This window comes from Acidovorax sp. LjRoot129 (genome assembly GCF_964253765.1).
Taxonomy (GTDB): domain Bacteria; phylum Pseudomonadota; class Gammaproteobacteria; order Burkholderiales; family Burkholderiaceae_C; genus Acidovorax.
The window spans coordinates 1,328,448-1,351,883 of the sequence record NZ_CAXUSE020000001.1; the positions used below are offsets into that span (position 1 = coordinate 1,328,448).

18 protein-coding genes are annotated in these 23,436 nt (G+C 66.6%); 6 read left to right on the top strand and 12 right to left on the bottom strand.

Annotation, left to right across the window (positions count from 1 at the left end; genetic code table 11):
- Positions 1-10: 10 nt before the first annotated feature.
- The 5 genes from ggt to ACSQ3Q_RS06215 all read right to left on the bottom strand — a co-directional run bounded on the left by ggt (position 11) and on the right by ACSQ3Q_RS06215 (position 6,798).
- The gene (gene ggt / locus ACSQ3Q_RS06195; RefSeq protein WP_436133529.1) at positions 11-1,798 is read right to left on the bottom strand and encodes a gamma-glutamyltransferase; all 1,788 of its coding nucleotides are present in this window, start codon (positions 1,796-1,798) and stop codon (positions 11-13) included.
- 311 nt (positions 1,799-2,109) lie between these two features.
- A complete protein-coding gene (locus tag ACSQ3Q_RS06200; RefSeq protein WP_436133530.1) occupies positions 2,110-3,351 on the bottom strand; it encodes a M20 family metallopeptidase in 1,242 nt (413 codons plus the stop codon).
- Entirely contained in the window at positions 3,348-5,126 is a 1,779-nt protein-coding gene (gene uraD / locus ACSQ3Q_RS06205) for a 2-oxo-4-hydroxy-4-carboxy-5-ureidoimidazoline decarboxylase (protein ID WP_436133531.1), read from the bottom strand. Before uraD ends, ACSQ3Q_RS06200 begins: the two co-directional genes overlap by 4 nt.
- A gap of 3 nt (positions 5,127-5,129) precedes the next feature.
- Positions 5,130-6,089 (bottom strand): allantoinase PuuE, encoded by a 960-nt coding sequence (puuE, locus tag ACSQ3Q_RS06210; protein WP_436133532.1) that lies wholly within the window; start codon positions 6,087-6,089, stop codon positions 5,130-5,132.
- Between the two features lie 40 nt (positions 6,090-6,129).
- Positions 6,130-6,798, bottom strand: coding sequence for a GntR family transcriptional regulator (locus ACSQ3Q_RS06215; protein ID WP_436133533.1), 669 nt, complete (start codon positions 6,796-6,798; stop codon positions 6,130-6,132).
- Positions 6,799-6,905: 107 nt separating this feature from the next.
- Between ACSQ3Q_RS06215 and uraH the strand changes: the two genes are divergently transcribed.
- The gene (uraH, locus tag ACSQ3Q_RS06220) at positions 6,906-7,256 is read left to right on the top strand and encodes a hydroxyisourate hydrolase (protein ID WP_436133534.1); all 351 of its coding nucleotides are present in this window, start codon (positions 6,906-6,908) and stop codon (positions 7,254-7,256) included.
- A gap of 97 nt (positions 7,257-7,353) precedes the next feature.
- Here uraH and ACSQ3Q_RS06225 read toward each other — a convergent pair whose 3' ends face one another.
- Entirely contained in the window at positions 7,354-7,839 is a 486-nt protein-coding gene (locus ACSQ3Q_RS06225; RefSeq protein WP_436136948.1) for a hypothetical protein, read from the bottom strand.
- A 139-nt stretch (positions 7,840-7,978) separates the two neighbouring features.
- Between ACSQ3Q_RS06225 and xdhC the strand changes: the two genes are divergently transcribed.
- Both xdhC and ACSQ3Q_RS06235 read left to right on the top strand, forming a co-directional pair.
- The gene (gene xdhC, locus ACSQ3Q_RS06230; RefSeq protein WP_436133535.1) at positions 7,979-8,809 is read left to right on the top strand and encodes a xanthine dehydrogenase accessory protein XdhC; all 831 of its coding nucleotides are present in this window, start codon (positions 7,979-7,981) and stop codon (positions 8,807-8,809) included.
- 193 nt (positions 8,810-9,002) lie between these two features.
- Complete coding sequence (locus ACSQ3Q_RS06235) at positions 9,003-10,259, top strand: urate hydroxylase PuuD (protein WP_436133536.1); 1,257 nt, start codon at positions 9,003-9,005, stop codon at positions 10,257-10,259.
- A 132-nt stretch (positions 10,260-10,391) separates the two neighbouring features.
- Here ACSQ3Q_RS06235 and ACSQ3Q_RS06240 read toward each other — a convergent pair whose 3' ends face one another.
- From ACSQ3Q_RS06240 to ACSQ3Q_RS06255, 4 genes are all read right to left on the bottom strand, one after another.
- Entirely contained in the window at positions 10,392-10,904 is a 513-nt protein-coding gene (locus tag ACSQ3Q_RS06240; protein WP_436133537.1) for a GNAT family N-acetyltransferase, read from the bottom strand.
- 128 nt (positions 10,905-11,032) lie between these two features.
- Complete coding sequence (locus tag ACSQ3Q_RS06245) at positions 11,033-11,413, bottom strand: hypothetical protein (protein WP_436133538.1); 381 nt, start codon at positions 11,411-11,413, stop codon at positions 11,033-11,035.
- 71 nt (positions 11,414-11,484) lie between these two features.
- Positions 11,485-11,781 (bottom strand): hypothetical protein, encoded by a 297-nt coding sequence (locus ACSQ3Q_RS06250; RefSeq protein ID WP_436133539.1) that lies wholly within the window; start codon positions 11,779-11,781, stop codon positions 11,485-11,487.
- 155 nt (positions 11,782-11,936) lie between these two features.
- The gene (locus tag ACSQ3Q_RS06255; RefSeq protein ID WP_436133540.1) at positions 11,937-13,814 is read right to left on the bottom strand and encodes an EAL domain-containing protein; all 1,878 of its coding nucleotides are present in this window, start codon (positions 13,812-13,814) and stop codon (positions 11,937-11,939) included.
- Between the two features lie 300 nt (positions 13,815-14,114).
- Here ACSQ3Q_RS06255 and ACSQ3Q_RS06260 point away from each other — a divergent pair, with 300 nt between their 5' ends.
- Entirely contained in the window at positions 14,115-14,738 is a 624-nt protein-coding gene (locus ACSQ3Q_RS06260; RefSeq protein WP_436133541.1) for a Crp/Fnr family transcriptional regulator, read from the top strand.
- Positions 14,739-14,972: 234 nt separating this feature from the next.
- On the top strand, positions 14,973-17,135 hold the full coding sequence (locus tag ACSQ3Q_RS06265) for a diguanylate cyclase domain-containing protein (protein WP_436133542.1): 2,163 nt from the start codon (positions 14,973-14,975) through the stop codon (positions 17,133-17,135).
- A 1,131-nt stretch (positions 17,136-18,266) separates the two neighbouring features.
- On the opposite strand, the gene xdhB is transcribed toward ACSQ3Q_RS06265, so the two are convergent.
- Positions 18,267-20,708 carry a xanthine dehydrogenase molybdopterin binding subunit gene (gene xdhB, locus ACSQ3Q_RS06270; protein ID WP_436133543.1) on the bottom strand — a complete coding sequence of 814 codons (2,442 nt, stop codon included), beginning with the start codon at positions 20,706-20,708 and terminating at the stop codon, positions 18,267-18,269.
- Positions 20,705-22,366: a xanthine dehydrogenase small subunit gene (locus ACSQ3Q_RS06275; protein WP_436133544.1), complete on the bottom strand. Its 1,662-nt coding sequence runs from the start codon at positions 22,364-22,366 to the stop codon at positions 20,705-20,707. The genes xdhB and ACSQ3Q_RS06275 overlap by 4 nt, the downstream gene beginning before the upstream one ends.
- 109 nt (positions 22,367-22,475) lie before the next feature.
- On the opposite strand from ACSQ3Q_RS06275, the gene ACSQ3Q_RS06280 reads away from it, so the two are divergent.
- Complete coding sequence (locus ACSQ3Q_RS06280; RefSeq protein ID WP_436133545.1) at positions 22,476-23,408, top strand: LysR family transcriptional regulator; 933 nt, start codon at positions 22,476-22,478, stop codon at positions 23,406-23,408.
- Positions 23,409-23,436 lie beyond the last annotated feature (28 nt).

Consider the following 23,436-nt stretch of genomic DNA (forward strand, 5'->3'; position numbering starts at 1 on the left):
ATAGTAGCAATCAGTACCCCAGCGTCTTCCCGTCCGGATTGCGCGGGTCCGAGTACCCATACAGCGCGCCTCCACGGATCTGAATCGTCTGCGTGCGGCCCATCGATGGTTTCACGGCGATGTTGTGGCCGCGCTGCTTGAGCAGGGCGATGGTGTCGGGCGACAGGCCCTTTTCCACGCGCAGCTCATCGGGCGTCCACTGGTGGTGCACACGCGGTGCGGCAGCGGCTTCGGCGGGGTTCATGCCGAAGTCGATGGTGTTGACCACCGTCTGCAGCACCGTGGTGATGATGCGCGCGCCGCCGGGGCTGCCGGTCACCAGGGTGGGCTTGCCATCCTTCAATACCAGGGTGGGCGTCATCGACGACAGGGGGCGCTTCTTGGCCGCCACCGCGTTGGCGTCGCCGCCGACCAGGCCGTAGGCGTTGGCCACCCCGGGCTTGGCTGAGAAGTCGTCCATCTCGTTGTTCAGCAGGATGCCCGTGCCCTTGGCGACGATGCCGCTGCCGAAGTTGGTGTTCAGCGTGTACGTCACGGCCACGGCGTTGCCAGCCTTGTCCACCACCGAGTAGTGGGTGGTCTGGTCGCTCTCATACGGCTGGGGCTGGCCGGGCTTGATGCTTTTGCCCGAGCGCGCGGTCTTCTCGTCGATGCCCTTGGCCAGCGATGCGGCGTAGCGCTTCGAGGTCAGGCCCTTGAGCGGGATCTTCACGAAGTCCGGGTCGCCCAGGTACTCGGCGCGGTCGGCGTACGCGAGCTTCATGCTCTCGGCCATGTAGTGGATGGTCTGCGCGCTGTTGGGGCCCCACTGGGCCAGGGGCAGGGGCTCCAACATGTTCAGGATCTGCACCAGGTGCGGGCCACCGGAGGAGGGTGGCGGCATGGTCACGATCTCATAACCGCGGTAGGTGCCGCGCGTGGGCACGCGCTCGGCCACCTTGTACTCGCGCAGGTCCTGCAGCGTCAGGGCTCCGGCGTGCGGCGCCATTTCGGCCGCGATCTTCTGGGCGATCTCGCCTTCGTAAAACGCCTTGGCGCCCTGCTGGCCGATCAGGCGCATGGACTGGGCCAGGTCTTTCTGCACCAGCGGGTCACCCACTTTCAGCGGCTCGCCGTTCTTCCAGAAGATGGCCTGGGTGGCGGGCCAGTTGCCCATGTTCTTCTTTTCCTGCTGCAGGATCTTGGCCAGCGTTTCGCTGACCGGGAAGCCCTTGTCGGCCAGCTCGATGGCGGGTGCGATCACGCGCGACAGCGGCAGCGTGCCCCATGTCTTGAGCGCGTGCTCCATGCCGGCCACGGTGCCGGGCACGCCCACGGCGTAGTGGGTGTACAGCGACTTGCCGTCCACCACGTTGCCCTTGGCATCGAGGTACATGTCGCGCGTGGCCTTGATGGGCGCCACTTCGCGGAAGTCCAGGGCCACGCTCTTGCCGGTCTTGGCGTCGTGCACCATCATGAATCCGCCGCCGCCCAGGTTGCCCGCATTGGGCAGGGCCACGGCCAGCGCAAAACCGATGCCCACGGCCGCGTCCACCGCGTTGCCACCGGCCTTCAGGATGTCGAGGCCGATCTGCGAGGCCAGCTCTTGCTCGGTGGCGACCATGCCGTTGCGCGCCACCACGGGGTGGAACACGTCCATGTCGAAGTCGTACGCGGCGCTGGCGGCCTGGGCCGAGGCCGTTTGCTGTACGGCGGGGGCGGGTGCTGCGGTAACGGCAGGCGGCGTGCTGCCGCAGGCGGTGAGGCTGGCCAGGGCCAGCGCGACGCTGCCAGCAAGCAGCGTTTGGCGAATGTTCATTGCATATCTCCGGTGTTGTTAGGGGCGCAAATCAAAACGGGCGCACCCGTTGTAGGGATGCGCCCGCGACAGTGTAGGCCGGTCAATGCGTCGCACATGGCCACCCAGCCATGACACTGCAGCGGGGCAGTGATGCGCAGCTGGCATTGCCGAGCTTACGGACTGACACCAGCTGCCTTCGAAAATACAAAACCGTTCACGCTGAGCCTGTCGAAGCGCCGCGCGAGGCTTTGACAGGCTCAGCCCGAACGGTATGGGGGTGTTGAATGATTGAACGCGAATCCGTGCGAGATCGTCAAAGCGTTGCAAGGTCAGGCGAGCAGGTCACTCAGCGAGCGCGCAATCACCTTCGTGGCGCGGCGCAGGTCCTCGAGCTGCAGGCGCTCGTCGGCACGCTTGGCGTGCGATTCGAGCACGGTGCGCGGGCCGGAACCGTAGATCACGCCCGGGATGCCGCGCTCCACATACAGGCGCACGTCGGTGTACAGCGGTGTGCCCACGGCAGGCACGGGCTCGCCGATCACGGCCTGCGCGTGCTTCTGGATGGCGTCCACCAGCGGCTGGTTGCCGGCCAGCGGCGTCATCGCGTTGGCCAGCAGCAGGCGCTTGATGTCGACGCTGATGCCCGCGCGCTCGCCCGCTGCCTGCTCGATGATGCGGCGGATGGCGGCTTCCACTTCCACCGGGTTCTCTTCGGGGATCATGCGGCGGTCGAGCTTGAATATCACCTTGCCGGGCACGACGTTGGTGTTGGTGCCGCCCTCGATGCGGCCCACGTTCAGGTACGGGTGCTTGATGCCTTCGACTTTGGACGTGACCTTCCTGTACTCGTCGTTCTGCGCATACAGCGCGTTCAGGATGTGCACCGCTCCCTGCAATGCGTCCACGCCGGTGTGGGGCACGGCGGCGTGGGCCATCTTGCCGTGCACGGTCACTTCCAGCTGCAGGCAGCCGTTGTGAGCGGTGACCACTTCGTAGCTGAAGCCGGCGGCGATCATCAGGTCGGGCTTGGTCAAGCCCTTCTCAAGCAGCCAGCCGGGGCCGAGTTCGCCGCCGAATTCCTCGTCGTAGGTGAAGTGCAGCTCCACCGCGCCCCGGGCGGGCTTGGCGACGGCTTCGAGCGCGCGCACCGCGAAGGTAAAGCTTGCAAAGTCGCTCTTGCTAACCGCGGTGGCGCGGCCGTACATGGCGCCGTCCACAATCTCCGCGCCGTAGGGGTCGTGTGTCCAGCCTTCGCCCGGGGGCACCACGTCGCCGTGGGCGTTCAGGGCAATGGTCTTGCCGCCGTCTCCGTACGGCCTGCGCACGATGAGGTTGGTGATGGACTCCATGCCGTAGGCCAACACATCGGCGGTGGGTACAGCATGTTTCTCGGCCTCGTAGCCGAAGTCCTTGAGCAGCTCGGCGGTGCGCTCGGCGTGCGGTGCGTTGTTGCCGGGTGGCGTGTCGGTGGGCACGCGCACCAGGGCCTGCAGAAAGCGCACTTCCTCGTCGAAGTGCTGGTCGATCCAGGCGTCCAGCGCGGCGTAGTTCTGTGGGGTGTTCGTCGTCATGGTTGTTGTTCCTCGGCAAGTTGGAGCAGGACCTGGGTGAAGGCGTCCACGGCCAGCTGAATATCGTTATTGGTGGTGCTTTCCAGCGGGTTGTGACTGATGCCGGAGTTCTGGCCGCGCACAAACAGCATGGCCTGGGGCATGACTTCGTGCAGCTTCATCGCATCGTGTCCCGCCCCGCTGGGCATGCGGAACACGGGCACGCCCAGCGTGTCTACGGCGCGTTCCCAGTGGTGCTGCCACGCGGGTGCGCTGGGTGCGGCGGCGGCGCGCATGGATTCTTCCAGCGTGTAGCGCAGGCCGCGGCGGGCGGCGATCCTGGCAAGCTGCTCTTTCACGTCGCTCACCAGCGCATCGCGCTGCGTGTCGGTGGGCGCGCGCAGGTCGAGGCTGAACTGGCAGCGACCGGGCACCACGTTGATGGAGCCTGCAGGCACCTGCAACTGGCCGATGGTGCCCACCGAGTCGCCGTCCTGCGCGGCGCGCTGCTCCACGTACAGCGCCAGCTCTGCCACGGCCACGGCTGCGTCGCGGCGGCGGTCCATGGGGGTGGTGCCGGCGTGGCTGGCGGTGCCGATCATCTCGCACAGAAACCGCACGCTGCCGTTGATGGAGGTGACCACGCCCAGGGGCAGGTCCAGCTCGTTGAGCACCGGGCCCTGCTCGATGTGCACTTCGATAAAGCCCAGGTACTGCGCGGGGTCGCGCTGCAGCTTGGGAATGTCGTCGATGCACAGGCCCGCGTGCTGCATGGCCGCGCGCATGGTCACGCCGTCCACGTCCTTCTGGTCCAGCCAGACGGGGTTGAAGTCGCCGATGAGCGCGCCCGAGCCGAGGAAGGTGGCCTTGTAGCGCTGGCCTTCTTCTTCGGCAAATCCCACCACCTCGATGCCGAAGGGCAGGCGCCGGCCGGCGCGGTGCAGTTCGCGCACGCAGGCCATGGGCACGAAGATGCCCAGGCGGCCGTCGTACTTGCCGCCGTTGCGCACCGTGTCGTAGTGCGACCCGGTGATGAGGTAGCGGGCCCCATCAGTGGCGGGGTGGTAGCGGCCCACCACGTTGCCCACGGCGTCCACTTCCACTTCGTCAAAGCCGCAGTCGCGCATCCAGTGGCTGATGCGCTGGGCGCAGGCGCGGTGCGCGTCGGTCAGATACGTGACGGTGAGCTGGCCCTTTTCGGCGAAGCCGGGGTCGGAGTGTTCGGCCAGCTTTTCCTGCCAGTCCCACACGTCGTTGCCCAGCAGGGGCTCGGCGGCGAACTTGTCGTTCAGGCGGATCTCGGCGATGCGGTGGATGTTGCGCAGGGCCTCAGCCAGCTCGAACTCGGGGTGGTTGTCCAGGCGGCGCGCAAAGGTGTCGATGATTTCCTGCTTGGCCAGGCCCGTGCCACGCGGACCGCGCACCGCCAGGATGAAGGGGAAGCCGAAGCGCTCGTTGTAGGCGGCGTTGAGCGCCTGGATGCGCTCGAACTCTTCGGGTGTGCACTGCGTGAGGCCTGCCTTGCTCTGCTCGTTGGTGGACTCGGCCGTGAGGTTCTGCGCCACCATGGCCTTGCCCGCGAGTTCGGGGTGGGCGCGGATGAGGGTCAGCTGCGCTTCCTGCCCTGCCGTGCGCACGGCCTGGGCCATGGCGTGCTGCAGGTGGGCCAGCGAGCGGAAGGGCCGCTGCGCCAGCGCCTGCTCGGCGATCCAAGGCGAGTGCTCGTACAGGCCGTCCAGCAGCTGCAGGGCCTCCGCCGCACCGGCCGTGTTGAGTTGTTCCAGGGTCAGGGCCATGGGTCAGCCTGCTTTCTGTGAAGGGTAGGGGTGCGCCTGTTTCCAGTGGCGCGCGATGTCGATGCGGCGGCACACCCACACGTCGCTGTGCTGCCCGATGTGGTCCAGGAAACGCTGCAGCGCCGTGATGCGGCCGGGGCGCCCGAGCAGGCGGCAGTGCATGCCGATGCTCATCATCTTGGGCGCGTTGTCGCCGGCCGGGTCGCCTTCGGCATACAGCGCGTCGAACGTGTCCTTCAGGTATCGGAAAAACGGGTCCGCGTGCGAGTAGCCCTGCGGCAGCGCAAAGCGCATGTCGTTGCAGTCGAGCGTGTACGGCACGATGAGCTGGGGCACGGTGGCTCCGTTGCTCTTCTTCACGTCCATCCAGAACGGCAGGTCGTCGCCGTAGTAGTCGCTGTCGTACTCGAAGCCGCCGAAGTCGGCCACCAGGCGGCGGGTGTTGGGGCTGTCGCGGCCGGTGTACCAACCCAGGGCCCTGTGTCCGGTCATGCGCTGGATGATCTCCATGGCTTCGGCCATGTGGGCACGCTCGACTTCTTCAGGGATGTGCTGGTAGTGGATCCACTTCAGGCCGTGGCAGGCGATCTCGTGGCCGAGTTGCACGAAGGCCTGGGTGAGCTCGGGGTGGCGCTGCAGCGCGCTCGACACACCGAACACCGTTAGCGGCAGCTTGCGCTTTTCGAATTCGCGCAGGATGCGCCACACGCCGGCCCGCGAGCCGTATTCGTAGATGCCTTCCATGCTCATGTGCCGCTCGGGGTAGCTCGCGGGGTTGAACATTTCGGACAGGAACTGCTCGCTGCCCGCATCGCCGTGCAGCACGGCGTTCTCGCCGCCTTCTTCGTAGTTCAGCACAAACTGCACGGCGATGCGCGCACCGCCCGGCCACTGCGCGTGGGGCGGGGTCTTGCCGTAGCCGATGAGGTCGCGGGGGTAGGGCTGGGTGGAGTCGTAGATCATGGGCGTCGGGATTCAAGGGGTCATGTCACGGACGGGAATGTCACGCGCTGAGCGCGGCGGCCAGGTCGCTGGCCGGGCGCTTGCGGTCGAAGGTCAGGCTGGCTTCCACGTGTTCCAGGTGGGCCTGCATCAGCGACACGGCCAGGGCCTCGTCGCGTGCGGCGAGGGCCGCCACGATGTCGCCATGTTCCTCGTGGGAGTGCTCGGCCGCGCTGGCCGACTGGTACATCAGCGTGATGAGCGCGCAGCGCGAGATCAGGTCGCCCAGCATCTGCGCCAGCACCTCGTTGCCCATGAGCTCGGCCATGCGCACGTGAAAGTCGCCCAGCAGCTCGGTGCGGCTGCTGGCATCGGCCGTGCCCATGGCGGCCTTCTCGCTGGCCACGTGGGCGCGCAAGGCCTTGATCTTGGCGGGGGGCACGCTCTGCACGAAGGCGCGGGTCATCTCGGTCTCGAGCATGCGGCGCACAGCAAATACCTGGCGGGCTTCTTCCACCGACGGGGTGGACACGAACGCGCCGCGCGCGGGCTCCAGCGTGACCAGTCGGTTCTGTGCCAGCTGAAACAGCGCCTGGCGCACCAGCGTGCGCGACACGCCGAAGTGGTCGGCGAGCTTCTGCTCGGCCAGCTTGGTGCCGGGCTGCAAGCGGTGCTCCACGATGGCACGGGTCAACGCCTCGACAATCGCACTGGTGGAGGAGGATTCCATGGCGGCATGATACGGTGGATTGGCGAAAAGTGTATACACTTTTGGTCTACACGCCGCGCCTGTGACACCCTCTCCGATAGGCCGTGCCCCACTTCAGGAGATTCCCCATGGGATTGAGCACCCACGTTCTGGACACCATGAACGGCTGCCCTGCCGCTGGCATGGAGGTCGCCTTGTACGCCACTGAGGGCGACACCGTGACCCTGATCAAACGCCTGGTGTTGAACCAAGACGGCCGCAGCGATGCGCCGCTGTTCGACAACGCGAGCCTGCGCACCGGCACCTACCGGCTGCGCTTTGACGTGGCGGGGTACTTCAAGGCCCGTGGCGTGCAACTGCCCGAGCCCAACTTCCTAAATCAGGTGAATCTGGACTTCGGCATTGCGCATGCCGACCAGCACTACCACGTGCCGCTGCTGGTGAGCCCGTGGAGCTATTCGACCTACAGGGGATCTTGATCGCTATGAAATGGATAGCTGGTAGCGCTTGCCGGGTGCAGGTTTCAGGCCAAAAGAACCTGAGACCCCATGCAATCAAGCGCTAGAGGCTATCTTTTTAAAGCTGCCCCTCGGTCAGGGTGTCCAGTTGGAAATTACCACTCTTGTCCCACAGCCAGGTTTCTGTGTAGGTGACCTTGCCCAGGCGCGTGGGCGCAGGAAAGGGCGCTGCGGCGCGCACGGTGCGCTCGATTTCCTTGACCACCTCGGGCGCGTGGCGCGGGGCGCGCAGCCAGTTCAGGCGCAGGACCTTGCCGGTGCGGTCGATGTCCACCTCGAGCACGCCAATGGCGTAGAGCTGCGGCGGCAGCTTGCCCTTGAAGATGCGTTCGCTGTTGAGGCCGTACAGGTGCGTGGCCCCGTCCTGGCGGTAGGCTTTGGGCGTGGCGGCGGCAGAGGCGCGGGCCGAGCCGGCGGTTGCGGGCACGGGGCCCTTCACAGCCGGGGCGTCCGGGGCAGACGGCGAGCGGCTCTCTGGCGCGGGCGTGGGGGTAGGCTCAGGGCCCGACCTGCAGGCGGCTACCAGGGCCGCGCCTGCGGCCATGATGCCTGCCAGCAGCCAGTGGCTGCGCTTGCCGGTGGGGCCTGGGGGCGGGGTGTTGGACATGGTGGGCGGGCTCGTGGTGGGTGGCCGAAGGCGCTGTTCAGGCAGCGCTGCAGGGCATAACGAAAGGACGATGGCGGTGGAACACTTGCGCTTGTTGCTGGAAGGCCTTGCGGCCGGCCCGGTGTGCCTGGTCAGGGTGGAGTCTACCCAAGGGTCGGTGCCCCGTGAATCCGGGACCTGGATGGCCGTGTTCGCCGATAGGTTGGTGGGGACCATCGGTGGAGGGCACCTGGAGCACCAGGCCATCGCCGAGGCGCGCCGCCGCCTGTCGGGCATGCCGGCGTCCGGCGCCGGGCCCCTGCGCTTTGCACTCGGCCCGGCGCTGGGCCAATGCTGCGGCGGGGTAGTGCATCTGGCGTTCGAGCTGCTGACCGCCGCGGATGCGCCCACGTTGGCCGAGCGCCTTGCGCCCCGCCGGCACCCGGTGGCGCTGTTCGGCGGCGGGCATGTGGGGCATGCGCTGGCGCGGGTGCTGGCGCCGCTGCCGTTCGCGCTCACCTGGATCGACAGCCGCGACGGGATCTTTCCGCAACCGGCGCCCAGCGGCGTGGCCTGCGAGCATTCCGACCCGGTGCAGATGGCGGTGCCGGGGCTGGCTCCGGGCACCCGCGTGCTGATCATGAGCTTCAGCCATGCCGAAGACCTGGACGTGGTGGCCGCCTGCCTGCGACGCCAGCGGGAGCGGCAGGACCTGCCGTTCATTGGCCTTATCGGCAGCAAGACTAAATGGGCGACTTTCTCGAACCGCCTGCACGGGCGCGGCTTTGCGCAAGAGGAACTGGCCCACGTTACCTGCCCCATCGGCATTCCTGGCATTACCGGCAAGGAGCCCGAAGTCATCGCTGTGGCTGTGGCGGCCCAGGTGCTGCGGACGCTGGGTGATGGTGGAGGAGCGACCTCAGGGTAACCACGGCCCATCAGCTCCGCGGCAGGGCTGGAGCCGGGAACAAATCCTGCATACACTTTTCACCGATTCATGGGTCGCAGCGGTGCCCCGGCCAGACCCGCTTCCTGGCCAAGGTGCGCGACCTTTATTTCTGCTCAGAGCGCCCGCAGTGGTGAGCAGGTTTGTGGCGCACACGCGCCACCAAGGTTGAGATATGGAAAGCTACTTTCTCGACTGGGCCAACCTGCTGTTGCGCTGGGTCCACGTCATCACTGCCATCGCCTGGATTGGCTCGTCGTTTTACTTCGTTTTTCTGGACAGCAGCCTCACGCCGCCCGAGGACGAAGACCTGAAAAAGCAGGGCGTCTCCGGCGAGCTCTGGGCCGTGCATGGCGGCGGGTTCTACCACCCGGTCAAATTCGCGGTGTCGCCCCCGCAGCTGCCCAAACACCTGCACTGGTTCTTCTGGGAAAGCTACAGCACCTGGATCAGCGGCTTTGCGCTGTTCACGGTGTCCTATCTGTACAGCGCCAGCACCTACCTCATCGACAAGTCGCGCATGGACTGGGCGCCCGCCACGGCCATCGTGGTGGCGCTGGCGTTCTTTGTAGTGTTCTGGCTGCTGTACGACGCGATCTGCCGCATCTTCGGCCAGAAGAAAAACGGCGACGCCATCGTGGGCGCACTGGTGTTTGGGCTGGTGTGCATCGCGTCCTGGCTGGCCTGCCACTGGTTTGCCGGGCGCGCGGCCTTCTTGCTGGTAGGCGCGATGATCGCCACGGCCATGAGCGCCAACGTGTTCTTCTGGATCATCCCGGGCCAGCGCACCGTGATACGCCAGATCCGCACCGGCCAGGACGTGGACCCGATCCACGGCAAGCGCGGCAAGCAGCGCAGCGTGCACAACACCTACTTCACGCTGCCCGTGCTGTTTGCGATGCTGAGCAATCACTACAGCTTCACCTGGGGCCATCCGCAAAACTGGCTGGTGCTCATCCTCATGATGTTTGCGGGCGCGGCCATTCGGCAGTTCTTCGTCATGCGCCACGGCTACAAGCTGGGCCGCAATGGCAACCCGCTGCCCTACGCACTGGTGGGTGTGGCGGTGATCGTGGGCGCCATCGTCTGGATGCGGCCCGCACCGGTGGCGGCCCCCACTGCGGCTCCCACCGTGAATGCTCCTGTTTTAGGAGCTAATGGCGCAATACCATCAAGCGCTGGCGGCCAATTTGGTTATCAATCCTTGCAACCCGTGCTGGCGCAACGCTGCACCAGCTGCCATGGCGAGCAGTTGCAGATGAAGAACGTGCGGCTGGATTCGCCCGCCGGCGTCAAGCAACACGCGCAGGCCATCTACCAGCAGGTGGTGGTGCAAAAACTCATGCCCATGAACAATGCCACCGGCATGACCGATGCCGAGCGCGCGCTCTTCAAGCGCTGGTTCGAGGCGGGTGCAGCGACGGGGCCTTGAGGTTTGCGGAGTGCAGTGGCTCATTGGCAGGGTTCGGTCTGGAGCCACCACTGAAGAAAGAGTGAATGCAGACGTTCAACTGTTGACGTCACCGGCGCGACGACGCGAGACCTTAGTCCGGCGGGCTGAAGGTCAGGCTGCAGCGGGGTTGGGAACGCGGAACACATCTCTCTCCAGATTGTCGGGAAACAAGCGCCTGTCCGTCTTCACGCCGCCCAGGCGGAGAACCAATGCACGGGCTGATTCGTTTTCATCGTTCATGTATGTTTCGACCGACTCCCACCGGAAAGCCTCGTAAGCATGAGCGACCGCCGCGAGAGATGCCTCGCGAGCAAAGCCCCCGCCCCGGGCCTCGGGCACGAGCCACCACGTCAGCTCGCGAGGCCAACCCTGGCCTTGCCAGAACCCACACACTCCAATGAAGTCGCCCTCCTTGCGCCTCTGAATGGCCCAGACCCCAAATCCTTGCAGGTACCAGCTTCCTATGTCGCTAGCCAATCTCGTCCACGCGGCCGCTGGTGACAAGGGGCCGCCATAGGCTCGTGATGCGTTCGCATCTGTGTAGAAGCGCTGGTAGATGTCTTCACAGGCCGCTTCAGGTGGAAGCAGCAGCAGGCGATCGGTGGCAAGGGTTGGAATTTTCACGGGAGGTGAGCGAAAGGGTTCATCTGTGGCCTAACGCGATTGCAACGCAAACCCAAGGGACAAACGCTCCTTTCGAAGCGTTAAACATTTTTGTGCAGCTTGCATATGCCTGCGTGTCGGTCGATCCATCAGCAGCGTGGATTGCACCATCCCGCTGAAAAGACCCAGACGAGAAGCCAGATCAGTCCGCCGACAAGTGCTGCTACACCGGCAATAGACAGGAAGGCTGTGGCGGCAGTCCCGACAACTAACGAACCCGTACTTGTTCGGGTGATGGCCTTGACCCGTTTGCTGAAGAGCAGTGCGCCAAAAGTTGCTGCAATGGCTACTCCGCAGAGAACCGCGTAGAAGTTTCCGTTAGGGCTCCCGTCTTGGACGAAGCCAGGTTGACTTAAGAATGAGGCCACTATTGCGACGACGAAAAGCGTCGGTAGGAGAATCACAAAGATGGAGATGTGAAGGAAGACACGCAGTGCCGTTTCGCCAAAGGTTTTTTTTTGAGTCTCCACAGAAGCTCTCCCTTTTATCTGCTGTTCCAAAGCGCTTGACCTAACGTATCCCGCAGAACCTGTGACATCGACTAGGCGGTGAACGGGCCTCGCAAGACCCGGCCAGATCCCACGACCTTCGGGCCCTCAAAAACTTCGAAATGAGTACCAACCGCCAATGCGGAGTAATCGACGCCGGGTTCGTACACCAGAGCAGCTAAGGCACGGGCTAGCAACGCGGGACGCGCCTGCGAGCCATCAACAAACGAGACCCCGAGGTATTCGCCGTCTTCCACGCGCAGATGCGGACGATAGATACCTCCGGTCAGGACGGGCATCGTTGCACGACCGTCGATGGTCAATTCCACCTCGATAAGACGTCTCGACATTTGTGCGCTCCTGGCCGCCTGCAGCCCACGAAGCCGTGAGCATAGCCGCCAGCAGGACGGCAATGGCAGGCTTCTGTCTCCCATGCGCGGCATCCTGCAGTGTGATCCCCCCTCAAGCCCGTAGCCTTGGCCTTGGTTCTGTCTCTGCGTATCCCCTACGCCGCCAGCGCATCCTGCAGCGCCCGGCTGGCCGTCAGGCCACCCAGGACCGAGTCCGCACCACCACCGTGCAGCACCACTCCGCTGGAGGATTGCTTGGCCTCGCGTTTGGCGGCGGCTGCGAGATTGGCTACCTCCTCCGCGTGCCGGTAGCGCCCGGGCGTGATGCGCACCGCGCCGATGGCCAGCGTGGTGCACGGAAAAAACCGCGGCACCCCGTGGCGGTCCTCCGCCTGGATACCTCCGGCCTGCCGAGCCGCGTCGTCAAACAGCGTGAGCGCCTCGCGCGCGAATTCGTCCACGATGTTCTTGCAGCGCTGCAGCCAGTTGTTGCTCTGAAAGATCAGCATGAAGTCGTCTCCGCCGACGTGGCCGACGAAGTCGCGGCGCGCATCGCAGTGCGCCGTGGCCAGGCGCGCCACCAGGCGAATCATCTGGTCACCACGCCAGTAGCCGTAGTGGTCGTTGAAAGGCTTGAAGTTGTTCAGGTCGGCATAGCAGGCAACAAACTCGGTCTGGTGGTCCAGCAGCCGCTGCATGTGCAGGCTGATGGGGATGTTGCCGGGCAAAAAGGTCAGCGGATTGGCGTGGCGCGCGGCCTCGATGCGGGTCTCCGTCACGGCTCGCACCAGCTGGTCGCCTGTGCCCAGGCCCAGGTAGCGGCCGTTGTCGGTCACGATGTAGCCGTCGCTCAGGTAGCGCTGGTCTTGCGAGGTGAGGATGCCCACCAGCTGGTCCACGTCGCAGTCCAGTTCGACCACGCGCGGGGCCTGGTTGGCGAACGCCAGGCACGGTTTGCGGCCGTGCACTTCGCGGAAGTACAGCGTGGCGTAGTGGTTCATGAACTGCTGGCGGTTGATGAGCGCCACGGGGCGGGTTCCGTCCACCACCGCCAGCGCATGCAGGTCGGTGCGTTCATGGAACATGGCGGCCACAGCGTCGTTGCTGGTGGCGGGCGCGGCCGTGGGGGCCTGCACCACCAGCAGGCTGCGCAGGATGCCCGGTCGCGCGGTCTGGCCCAGGTGGGGCAGCACGGCCACGCGGCGGTCCTGCATCACTTCCATTGCCGGGCCGTCCACCGCGTCGCGCGGGGCCGGCGCCGGCCGGCCCAGCAGCCAGCCCTGGCCGTAGGGGATGTCCAGGTCGCGCAGCGCACGCAGGTCGTCGCGTGTTTCGATGCCCTCGGCAATCAGCGTGGTGCCGAACACATCGGCGATGCCCTTGATGGCCTGCAGCATTTGCAGGTTTTCGGGGTGGTCGCTGATTTCGCGGATGAAGTATTTGTCGATCTTCACGAAGTCGGGTTTCACCTCGGACCACAGCCGCAGGCTGGATCGGCCATCGCCAAAATCATCCAGTGCCATGCGCGCGCCGCAGGCATGCACTGCCTTGATGGCCTGGCGCAGCAGCGGCATGTCGCTCACGCGCTCGTGCTCGGTGATCTCCAGCACCAGCATGCGGGCGCTCATGCCAAAGCTGCGCACCGTCTCGCCCAGCTTGTCGGCGCCCACCAGGGCCACGCCGTGCACCAGCGCGTCGGCGCTGATGTTGACAAACAGGCGCCCCGGCGCATCGTGCTGGCCCCACTGCTGCAGCGCGGTGAACACACACAGCAATTCGAAATCCTGCAGGATGCGCTCGCGCCGGGCGAGGTCCAGCAGGGTATCGGGGCTGTGCAGGGGTGTGCCCTCGGGTCCGCGGATCAGGGCCTCATGGGCATAGACGCTGCCTTCGCGCAAGTCCGCCAGCGGCTGGAACACGCAGTGCAGCCCGCCCGCACGCATGAGCGTGGCCAGCGGGCCGGTGCCCTGGCGCGCGGCCGGGGACAGCAGCGCCATCATGGCGTCCAGCCGGCTCGATGGGGTGGTGTGCATCGCAGTGGGGTGATGGTCTCTGGGCAAGGGGCCACGATATCGGTCGGGTGTGACAGCCTGGTTACAGACTGTCACGATTAGGTCCAGGTGGCGGACTTGCGCCTGGCGACTGCATGCCGCCAAGCTGAGCGGGCGGAGCTTGTCCCAGCCGGTGCGGGACGGGACGTGCTTCTGGCGGGGTGCACGGGTCGTCACCGTCCTGTGTGCTGCCTCAACCCAGGCACGGCGCGGTCGTGCGGCGCGACGCCCGTTTGATCTTGCGCAATGCACCGCCGCCACCGGCGCGGCACAGTCGGTTCCATGCTGCCCTCCACCTGCTTCTCCCTGCCTGCCCACACCGAGGTCGTCCCCGCGGGGGAAGTGCTGCGCCGGCGCAATGAGGTACTGACATCGGTGCTGCACCTGGAGAGCGGCCGCGTGCTGCGCGGCGTGCTCGACGATGGGTTTCTGCGCCACCAGCTCGGGGCTGTGGAAGGGCCGTTCTGGCTCGACGCCGCGTCGGCGCTGCTGGGGCAGCCGTTCCCGGTGGACATGGTGGCCGACACCCCGCTGCGGCTGCGCCGCCTGCCCATTGAAGCGTTTCAGCGCAGCCTGGCCGACATGCCTGCCGGCGCGCGTGGCCTGCTGCTGGACATGGCCCAGGGCTACCGCCAGCAGTCCGAGCTGGCCGTGAGCCGGCTGGCGCAAGACGCCGAATCGCGCTGCGCGCAGTGGCTGCTTCAACACGCCGAGCCGGCCCCCAGCGGCGCCATGCAAGTGACACTGCACCTGCGCAAGCGGTTGATTGCGGCCCAGTTGGGAATCGCGCCCGAGACCTTCTCGCGCGTGCTGCGCCATCTGCGCGAGCTGGGGCTCATCCAAGGCACCGGCAATGTGATGAACCTGCCGCATCCGCGGGCGCTGCAGTCCATGGCTGGCTGCTGAGCCTGCGGACAATGCCGCGGCGACGGCGCGGCGTCGTGGCCCGCGCAGCGCCCTCACTCAGGGTTTCTCCCTGCGGGTTTTTCCGTGGGCTGGATGGCGTTGACTGAGGGTTGTACCCAAGCGCCTAGGCGCGGGGGCTGCGTATATTTGTTGGGACCAGCCGGTCTGATCCGTCGTCCCGATGCCCAACGCCACGCCCTGTCACTGCCGGGGTGCTCCCCCAGCGGAGTGCCCATGAAACCACCTGCCCCGCCCGCGCCGACGCTGCTGCAGACGCCGCAGCATGACGCCCAGGGCTGGTACGTGCCGGGTGCGCTGGTGTGGCGCCTGGTGCTGGTGGCGGTGCTGGCGGTGGCGTTGTCGGGCGCCGTGTCGGCCTGGCTCGTGACCCGCGCCTCGGGGCAAGAGGCCATGCGACGCGTGGTGAGCCAGCAGACCGACGAGGTCGAAGTCGTGGCCCGCCTGCTGGCCAGCAAGATCGAGCAGAGCCAGAAGGTGCTGCGCACCGTGGCCGCCGGCATCACGCCGGGCATGCTCGAATCTCCCTCGACCCTGGAGTGGCTGCTGCAGCAGGGCCTGCCTGCGGTGCAATTTTTTGACGCCATGCAGGTGGCGCGCGACAACGGCGAGCTGCGCATGAGCCTGCGCGCCGGCCGGCTCGAGAAAGCCGCCGACCTGGACCCCGCAGAGCGCGATGCGCTGCGCCGCACGCTCATCGATGGCAAGCCGCTGGTCTCTGAGCTCATTGCCGCCCGCACCAGTGATGCGCGCGTGATGTTCACCATGCCGCTGCACCGCGAGGACGGCACCGTGCTGGGCGTCGTGGCCGGCGCGCTGCGCCTGCAGTCGCAGGGCCTGCTGCCGCCGTCGATGACGCTGCCCGCGCGCGATGACTCCCGGCTGGTGGTGTTCACGCGCGACGGCACCATCCTGTCGCACTCCAACCCAGCACGCATCCTGGGCAAGGTGCGTGACGAGGCCGGTTTGGCCCCCGTGTACGCGCGCTGGCTGGACCAGGCGCAGCCCGTGGCCGGGCGCGGCGCCACCCATGTCGAGGCCGAGCACATCGTCAGCATGGCGGGCATGCCCTTGCCGCAATGGATCGTGGCGCGGGTGAGCCCGTCGCAGGCGCTGCTGGCCCCGCTGCAGGGCGCGCAGCGCGAAGCCTGGTGGCTGGCCGCCGCCAGCATGATGCTGTGCATGTTGCTGGCCGTGGTGACGATGGCCTGGCTTGCCCAGCCACTGGCCCATCTCACCCACAGCGCCCGCCAGATGCTGCGGCGTGATGGGACCGTGGCCACGGGGGCAGGCGCATCTTCGAACGCGGCCAGCGCAGCACCACCGCCCGCCGGCATCGCCTGGCCGCGCGCTGGCGGCGAGGTGGGCGAACTGGTGCAGGTGTTCCAGGGCCTGGCGCAGCAGGGCCAGCGCGAGCAGATGCACAAAGCCACGCTGGAAGGGCAGTTCCAGTCCGTGCTGGACAACGCCTCGGTGGGAATCGTGATCTCGCGCCACGGCATTCTGGAAGTGGTGGGGCGCCAGGCCTGCGTGATGCTGGGCTACACGGCCGGCGAGCTGCAGGGCCGCCCGGCCCGCACGCTGTACGCCACCGACGCGGAGTACGAGCGCGCGGACGACCGCGTGCAGGCCGAGTTTGCGGCGCATGGCGCGTTTGACGGCGACGTGTGCTTCATGCGCAAGGACGGCAGCCCGGTGTGGGCGCGGGTGCAGGGGCGCGGCGTGCAGCCCGACGAAATGGCAGGCGGCACGGTGTGGATCCTGGAGGACATCACCGCCGCGCGCGAAGCGCAGGCCCAGCACGTGTGGGAGCGCGCCCACGATGCGCTCACCCAGCTCTACAACCGCAACGCCTTCGACGAGCGCCTGGGCGCGCTGTTGGCCGAGCGCTCAGCCCGCCCGCGCGCGCCGGATGCCCATGGCGAGGCGTCTGGCGACGGGGTGGTGCTGTTCCTGGACCTGGACCACTTCACGGTGGTGAACGACATTGCCGGCCACGACGCGGGGGACGATGTGCTGCGGCATGTGGCCCGGTTGCTTGAATCCCAGGTGCGGCAGGTGGGGTGGGCTGCGCGGCTGGGGGGCGATGAGTTTGCGGTGGTGCTGCCGGGGTGCGCGCTGGCACGGGGGCAAGCGGTGGCCGAGCAGCTGCGCGCGTCGGTGCAGGCGTGGGAGCCGTCGTACCAGGGGCGCAGCTTTACGCTGGGGGTGAGCATTGGGCTGGTGGTGCTGGATGCGAGCTTGCAGGATGTGCCGTCGGTGTTGTATGCGGCGGATATGGCTTGTTATGACGCGAAGCGGGCGGGGCGCAATCGGGTGGAGACGCGGCATGCGAGGCAGGCGACTGCGTCGGGGAGGATGGCGTTGGGGCCGGTTTGAAGGTTTTTTGGGCTCTGGCGCTTGTATATCAAGCTGTAATAGCTATTAATTTGATAGCTGATTGGTTCGTCTGTCACTCGTGCGTCGTTCATTCGTTTGCTCTCACCTGTTTGGGCTGAGCTTTTCGAATCTGGGCACCACCAAACCGTTCGGGCTGAGCCTGTCGAAGCCTGGGTGTGCTGGTTTGAGAGGCATGCCCGCGTTCAGGGCGGAGGCCGGGAGTCGCCCGGCATGCGAGTAACTTTCTTTTGGGTCGCCAAAAGAAAGTCACCAAAGAAAAGGCGACCCCCAGTCTGCGACCCCTTCGCTTCGCTGCGGGGCAACCTGCGTCGAGGCGGTTGCGGGGTGCGCCGCAGAACTCACTGCGCTGCGTCGCAGCTCCGTTCGAACAGCTGCGGCGAGTCAGTTCACAAGGCATGGGCGCTCCGACGCCCATGCTCACCCCGCAACCGCCCCGCCGCAGGCGCAGCCAGCAGGGGGTTGGGCAGCCGAACCTCCAAACAGCCACACGGGCCATCGCGTTGCTCGGCCTCGCGGTCGCGGCGCGAAGCGCAAGCGCGTTCGGGGCCGAGCGAAGCAATGGCCCGTATGGATGTCCGCTCCCGGGTGCCCTTCAGGATGCGCCGAGGAGCGCAGGGCGGGGGGCGGGCGTGTGCCGAAGGACACACGCCTTCGTGAACTGACTCGCTGCGGCTGTTTGAGCGGAGCGCGCAGCGCGTAGCGAGTTCCGCAGCGCGCCCCACGCTCGAGCACCGCAGGTTGCCGCGCCCGCCCGCAGGGCGGGTGGGGACGCAGGCTGTAGGGTCGCCTTTTCTTTGGTGACTTTCTTTTGGCGACCCAAAAGAAAGTTACTCGCACGCCGGGCGACTCCCGGCCTCCGGCCTCAGCAAAGGCACGCCGCCAGATCAGCGCATGAGCCCCGGCTTCGACAGGCTCAGCCCGAACGGGTGCGGTAGCACCCAGCTTCGAGACGCTGAGCCCGAACAGTTGGAGAGACGACAACTGCTCTGTCCCCCTTCGACCGTACAACGAACTGAGCACAGATCAGCTCAACCAGATCGTCGGAAGATGGGCTGCTACAAAAATAGTAGCTAATAACGCTTACCAGACAAGCGCCAGAGCCCAAAAAAATCAATCCCCCATCCGCCCCAACGCCCGGAGCACATTCTCCGCAGTCGCCGGCGCCATCAACACCACCGGCGCGGTCGTATCCCCACCACCCCGCCCCGCAGCCACCGCATTGCGCAACGCCTCATACACACTGATCGCCAGCATGAACGGCGGCTCCCCCACCGCCTTGCTGCCCCCCACGTTGTCCTCGCGGTTCGCCTCGGGCCACAGGTCCACCTTGAAGTGCGCCGGAATATCGCCCGTCGCCGGGATCTTGTACGTGCTGGGCGCATGCGTGGCCAGATACCCCTTGTCAGTCCACACCAGCTGCTCCGTGGTCAGCCAGCCCATGCCCTGCACAAAGCCGCCTTCGATCTGCCCGATGTCGATGGCCGGGTTGATGCTGTGGCCCACGTCGTGCAGGATGTCCACGGCGATCACGCGGCTCTCGCCGGTCAGGGTGTCGATGACCACCTCAGAGCACGCTGCGCCATAGCTGAAGTAATAAAACGGCCGGCCCGTGAGCGTGGCTTTGTCGTAGTGGATCTTGGGCGTGCGATAAAACCCGTCGCTCCACAGCTGGATGCGGTTGGCATACGCCTCCTTCACCACGTCGTCGAACGCGCGCACCTTCTTGGGTGAGATCACCTGGCCGCCTTCGGCGCCGCACTTGAACTGCACCGCCCCCGCGCCGCAGCCGTCGAGCCCGGCGACAAACGACGCCAGGTTGTCGCGCACGTTGCGCGCCGCGAACTGCGCGGCGCGGCCGTTCAGGTCGGTGCCGCTGCTGGCCGCGGTGGCGCTGGCGTTGGGCACCTTGCTGGTGTCGCTCGCCGTGACCAGCACCCGGTGCAGCGGCAGGCCCAGCTCGTCGGCCACGATCTGCGCCACCTTGGTGTGCAGGCCCTGGCCCATCTCGGTGCCGCCGTGGTTCACCTGCACGCTGCCGTCGGTGTACACGTGCACCAGCGCGCCGGCCTGGTTGAACAAGGTGGCCGTGAAGCTGATGCCGAACTTGACCGGCGTGATCGCCATGCCACGCTTGAGAACCGGACTCTTGGCGTTCCACGCGGCAATCGCCGCCTGGCGCTCCCGGTAGTTGGCATCGCGCTCCAGCTGGGGCATCAGCGCATGAAGGATGTTGTCCTCCACCGTCATCTGGTAGTGGGTGACGTTGCGGCCTTCAGCCGCGTCCTTGCCGTACAGGTTGCGCAGGCGCACGTCCTGCGCATCGAGGCCCAGCGTGCGCGCGATGTCGCCCAGGATGGCTTCGATCACGATCACGCCCTGCGGGCCGCCGAAACCGCGGAACGCGGTATGGCTCTGCGTGTTGGTTTTGCAGCGGTACGACGCGATCTCCACGTCGCCCAGGTAATAGGCGTTGTCGCTGTGGAAGACCGCGCGGTCGGCCACGGGGCCCGACAGGTCGGCGCTGAAGCCGCAGTTGGCCGCCATTTGCAGCTTCAGGCCCGTAATGCGGCCCGTGCCGTCAAAGCCCACGTCGTATTCATACGCAAACGGGTGGCGCTTGCCGGTGACCATGAAATCTTCATCGCGGTCCAGCCGCAGCTTGACGGCGCGGCCGAACTTGTGGGCGGCCACGGCCGCCCACACGGCCAGGTGCCCGGCCTGGGTCTCCTTGCCGCCAAAGCCGCCGCCCATGCGTCGGCACTCCACGCGCACTGCGTGGTTGTCGATGCCCAAAGCATGCGCCACCCAGTGCTGTACTTCGCCCGGGTGTTGGGTGCTGGAATAGATCCACCACTGCTTTTGCTCCAGCGGCAGCGCGTAGGCGATCTGGCCTTCTAAATAAAAGTGTTCCTGCCCGCCCACCTCGAAGGCGCCTTTGAGGCGGTGCGGCGACTGCGCCAGGCCCGTGGCAGCGTCGCCCCGGCGCACAAATACGGGGGGCAGAACGTAGCTCTCGGCCTTGAGCGCCTCGTGCACCGACAGCACGGCCGGCAGTGGCGTGATGTCGAGCTGGACCGCCCGAACGGCCCGGCGCGCCTGCATCACCGACTCGGCCACCACCAGGCCGATCACCTGGCCGATGTGCTGCACCGTGTCGATGGCAAACACGGGCTCGTCGTGCGCAAACGCAGCCAGCAGCTTGTCGCCGGGCACGTCGGCCGACAGCACCACGCCGCGCACGCCGGGCAGGGCCAGTGCCGCGCTGGCGTCCACGCCGTTCAGGCGGCCGTGGGCCACGGTGGAGAGGATGGGCGCTGCGTACAACGTGCCTTTGACCTCGGGAAGGTCGTCTATGTAGTGGGCCGCGCCGGCCACCTGCGCGCGGGCGCTTTCGTGGATGTGGGACTGGCCCATGGCCCGCTGGCTGGAGGCTGGGGTGGGTGCTGCCGGCGCGCGGGCGGCCAGGGGCTCGGCCGCCTTGGCATCGGCCGCGGCCACCATGGGGTCGTCCCCGGCATCGCGGCTCAAGGGAAGGGTATCGCGCTGGTTCATACGGCTTCCTCCAGGCGGAAGTTCTCTACGCTCACCGTCTCTTCGCCCTGGCTCTCGAGCCAGAAGCGTTGCAGCAGGCTGGCCAGCACGGTGCGGCGGTACGCGCCGCTGGCGCGCATGTCCGAGATGGGGTTGAACTCGGCCTGCAATGCGGCTGCGGCCTTTTTCACTGTCTCGGCGGTCCAGGGCTGGCCGGTGAGTGCTGCTTCGGTCTGGTGCGCACGCGCCGGTGTGGCGGCCACGCCGCCCGCGCCGATGCTGGCATGGCGCACCACGTCCGCTTCGATGTCGAGGTTGATGACGAGGCACACGGCCGAGATGTCGTCGTCAAACCGTTTCGAAATCTTGTACGCGCGCAGTGCCTCCGTGACCCCAGGCCGCGGCACCACGATGCGCACCAACAGCTCATCAGCCGCCATCACGTTCTGGCGGTATCCGGTGTACAGCTTCTCGAGCGGAAGCGTGCGTTCGCCACGCGTGCTGGCCAGCACCACCTCCGCCCGCAGGGCGATCAGGAGCGGCATCGAATCGCCAATCGGCGAGCCATTGGCCACGTTGCCGCCCAGCGTGCCCGAGTTGCGCACGGGCAGGCCGGCAAAGCGGGTGGCAAAGGTGTGCAGTTGCGGCCACTGCGCCGTCAGCGCAGCAAAGGCATCGGTCAGCGTGACCGCGGCGCCAAGGGTGATGTGGTGCGCGTCCTGCTGAACTTGCCGCAGCTCGGCCACACGGGTCACGTCGAGGATGCGCGCGAACTGCTTGTGCTGCTTGGTCACCCACAGGCCCACATCGGTGCAGCCCGCTACCACCTGGGCGTCGGGGTGTGCTGCGCGTGCGGCCAGCAGATCGGGCAGGCGGGTGGGCGAAATATATGAAGAATCAGGCCCTGGCGCTTGTCCTGCTTGCGATAGTTGATCTAATTTTTGTAGCAACAGCGTTTCGTTGACGGCCACGGGGGGCAGCGCGGCCATCTGCTGGGCTGCATCCAGGATGGGCCGGTAGCCCGTGCAGCGGCACAGGTTGCCGGAGAGTTCTTCCTGTGCCAGCTCGCGCGTGATGGGCTGGGTCGGCGGGGCGGTGCAGCCAGAGGTGTAGATGGGGACGATGTGCCGCTGGTACATGCCGAACAGGCTCATCACAAAACCGGGGGTGCAGAAGCCGCATTGGGAGCCGTGGCACTGCACCATCGCCTCTTGTGCGGGGTGCAAACCTGCTGCGCGAACGGGGGGCGTCGTTGCGCCGGAATGGGAGGCGGGCCCCTTTCCTTCCCGCTTGTCGGAATCCTCATGGACTTGCATGTCCATCCCGGTTCCTGCACTCCGTGCGCCTAGCCCGCCGTCTGCTCGCGACGGTTTGTGGGTCGAGGGTACCGGCTGGATCAGCGGGTCTTCCGCCAGATCCTCCACCGTCCACAGCGCCATCCCATCCACCGAATGCGCAAGGCGAATGCAGCTGTTCACCGCGCTGTAGTGCACCCGGCCGCCCTTCGCCTCGCCCAGCACCACGGTGCAGGCGCCGCAGTCGCCTTCGCCGCAGCCCTCCTTGGTGCCGGTGCAGCCCAGGTCTTCGCGCAGCACCTCCAGCAGCGTGCGGTCGGGTGGTACATTGCCCAGCGCCACGGGCTGGCCTCGGCGCAGGAATTGCAAGGGTCGGTTTGTCATGGCAGGAGCCACCTCGGTGTTCTTCAGTTCGTCAGGTTGCACAAGAGGGTAGGGCGCCACAGCGCAACCGGCATAACCTCAAGCTTATGGCACCCATGCCCACACCGCTATGAGAGACCACGCCCTTTTCGACAAGATAGACCTCCATCTCATAAGGGTCTTGCACACCGTGCTCACAGAACGCAGCGTATCGAGGGCCGCCGTCCGGCTGGGCATGCACCAGCCTGCGGTGTCTGCCGCGCTCAAGCGCCTGCGAGACCTGGCCGGCGATCCGCTGCTGGTGCGCTCAGGCGCCAACATGATGCCCACCGATGCCGCGCTGCGCATGGTGGAGCCGGCCGGCGCGATCCTGCGGTCGGCCGAGGCGCTGTTCTCCGATGCGCGCGGGTTCGATCCGCGCACCTCCACCCGCACCTTCCGCGTGGCGGCGAGCGACTACCTCGATCCGCTCTTCTTGCCGCAGCTGGTTTCGCGCCTCAAGGTCGAGGCGCCCCTGTGCCCCATCGAGATCCTTCCGCTGTCGGCCGATGCGCATTACCACGCGCACCTGGCGCAGGGCGAAGTCGATGTGGTCATCGGCAACTGGCCGCAGCCGCCGGACGACCTGCACATGGGCCGCCTGTTTGGCGACGAGGTCGTGTGCCTGGTCAGCCGCGAGCACCCGGCCGTGCGCCGCGGCTGGGACGCCGACAGCTGGCTCGCCGCCGAGCACATCGCACCCACGCCCACCCACCCCGGCGCGCGGGGCGTGATCGATGCGCACCTCGACAGCCTGGGCATGGCGCGCAACATCACCGCCCGCTGCGCGCACTTCAGCGCCATACCGCCCATCGTGGCGTCGAGCCTGCTGGTACTGACCACCGGGCGCCAGTACTGCGAGCGTTATGTCGACCAGTTGCCACTGGCCATCCTGCCGTGCCCGGTGCCTTTCCCCCGCCTCATGTATTACCAGCTGTGGCACGCGCGCACCCACCACTCGGCGGCCGCGACGTGGCTGCGCGACTGCGTGAAGACGGTGGCCGCTTCGCTACGAAAAGAATAGCTATCAAGGCAATCAGGACAAGCGCAGG

Bases quoted from the DNA above. Each gene is read 5' to 3' on its own strand.
- uraH (WP_436133534.1), top strand. From the start codon at position 6,906: ATGGGATTGAGCACCCACGTTCTGGACACCATGAACGGCTGCCCTGCC.
- ACSQ3Q_RS06275 (WP_436133544.1), bottom strand. From the start codon at position 22,366: ATGACAAACCGACCCTTGCAATTCCTGCGCCGAGGCCAGCCCGTGGCG.
- puuE (WP_436133532.1), bottom strand. From the start codon at position 6,089: ATGATCTACGACTCCACCCAGCCCTACCCCCGCGACCTCATCGGCTAC.
- ACSQ3Q_RS06200 (WP_436133530.1), bottom strand. From the start codon at position 3,351: ATGACGACGAACACCCCACAGAACTACGCCGCGCTGGACGCCTGGATC.
- ggt (WP_436133529.1), bottom strand. From the start codon at position 1,798: ATGAACATTCGCCAAACGCTGCTTGCTGGCAGCGTCGCGCTGGCCCTG.
- ACSQ3Q_RS06215 (WP_436133533.1), bottom strand. From the start codon at position 6,798: ATGGAATCCTCCTCCACCAGTGCGATTGTCGAGGCGTTGACCCGTGCC.
- ACSQ3Q_RS06255 (WP_436133540.1), bottom strand. From the start codon at position 13,814: ATGCACACCACCCCATCGAGCCGGCTGGACGCCATGATGGCGCTGCTG.
- ACSQ3Q_RS06260 (WP_436133541.1), top strand. From the start codon at position 14,115: ATGCTGCCCTCCACCTGCTTCTCCCTGCCTGCCCACACCGAGGTCGTC.
- ACSQ3Q_RS06265 (WP_436133542.1), top strand. From the start codon at position 14,973: ATGAAACCACCTGCCCCGCCCGCGCCGACGCTGCTGCAGACGCCGCAG.
- uraD (WP_436133531.1), bottom strand. From the start codon at position 5,126: ATGGCCCTGACCCTGGAACAACTCAACACGGCCGGTGCGGCGGAGGCC.
- ACSQ3Q_RS06235 (WP_436133536.1), top strand. From the start codon at position 9,003: ATGGAAAGCTACTTTCTCGACTGGGCCAACCTGCTGTTGCGCTGGGTC.
- xdhB (WP_436133543.1), bottom strand. From the start codon at position 20,708: ATGAACCAGCGCGATACCCTTCCCTTGAGCCGCGATGCCGGGGACGAC.
- ACSQ3Q_RS06280 (WP_436133545.1), top strand. From the start codon at position 22,476: ATGAGAGACCACGCCCTTTTCGACAAGATAGACCTCCATCTCATAAGG.
- ACSQ3Q_RS06225 (WP_436136948.1), bottom strand. From the start codon at position 7,839: ATGGCCGCAGGCGCGGCCCTGGTAGCCGCCTGCAGGTCGGGCCCTGAG.
- ACSQ3Q_RS06250 (WP_436133539.1), bottom strand. From the start codon at position 11,781: ATGTCGAGACGTCTTATCGAGGTGGAATTGACCATCGACGGTCGTGCA.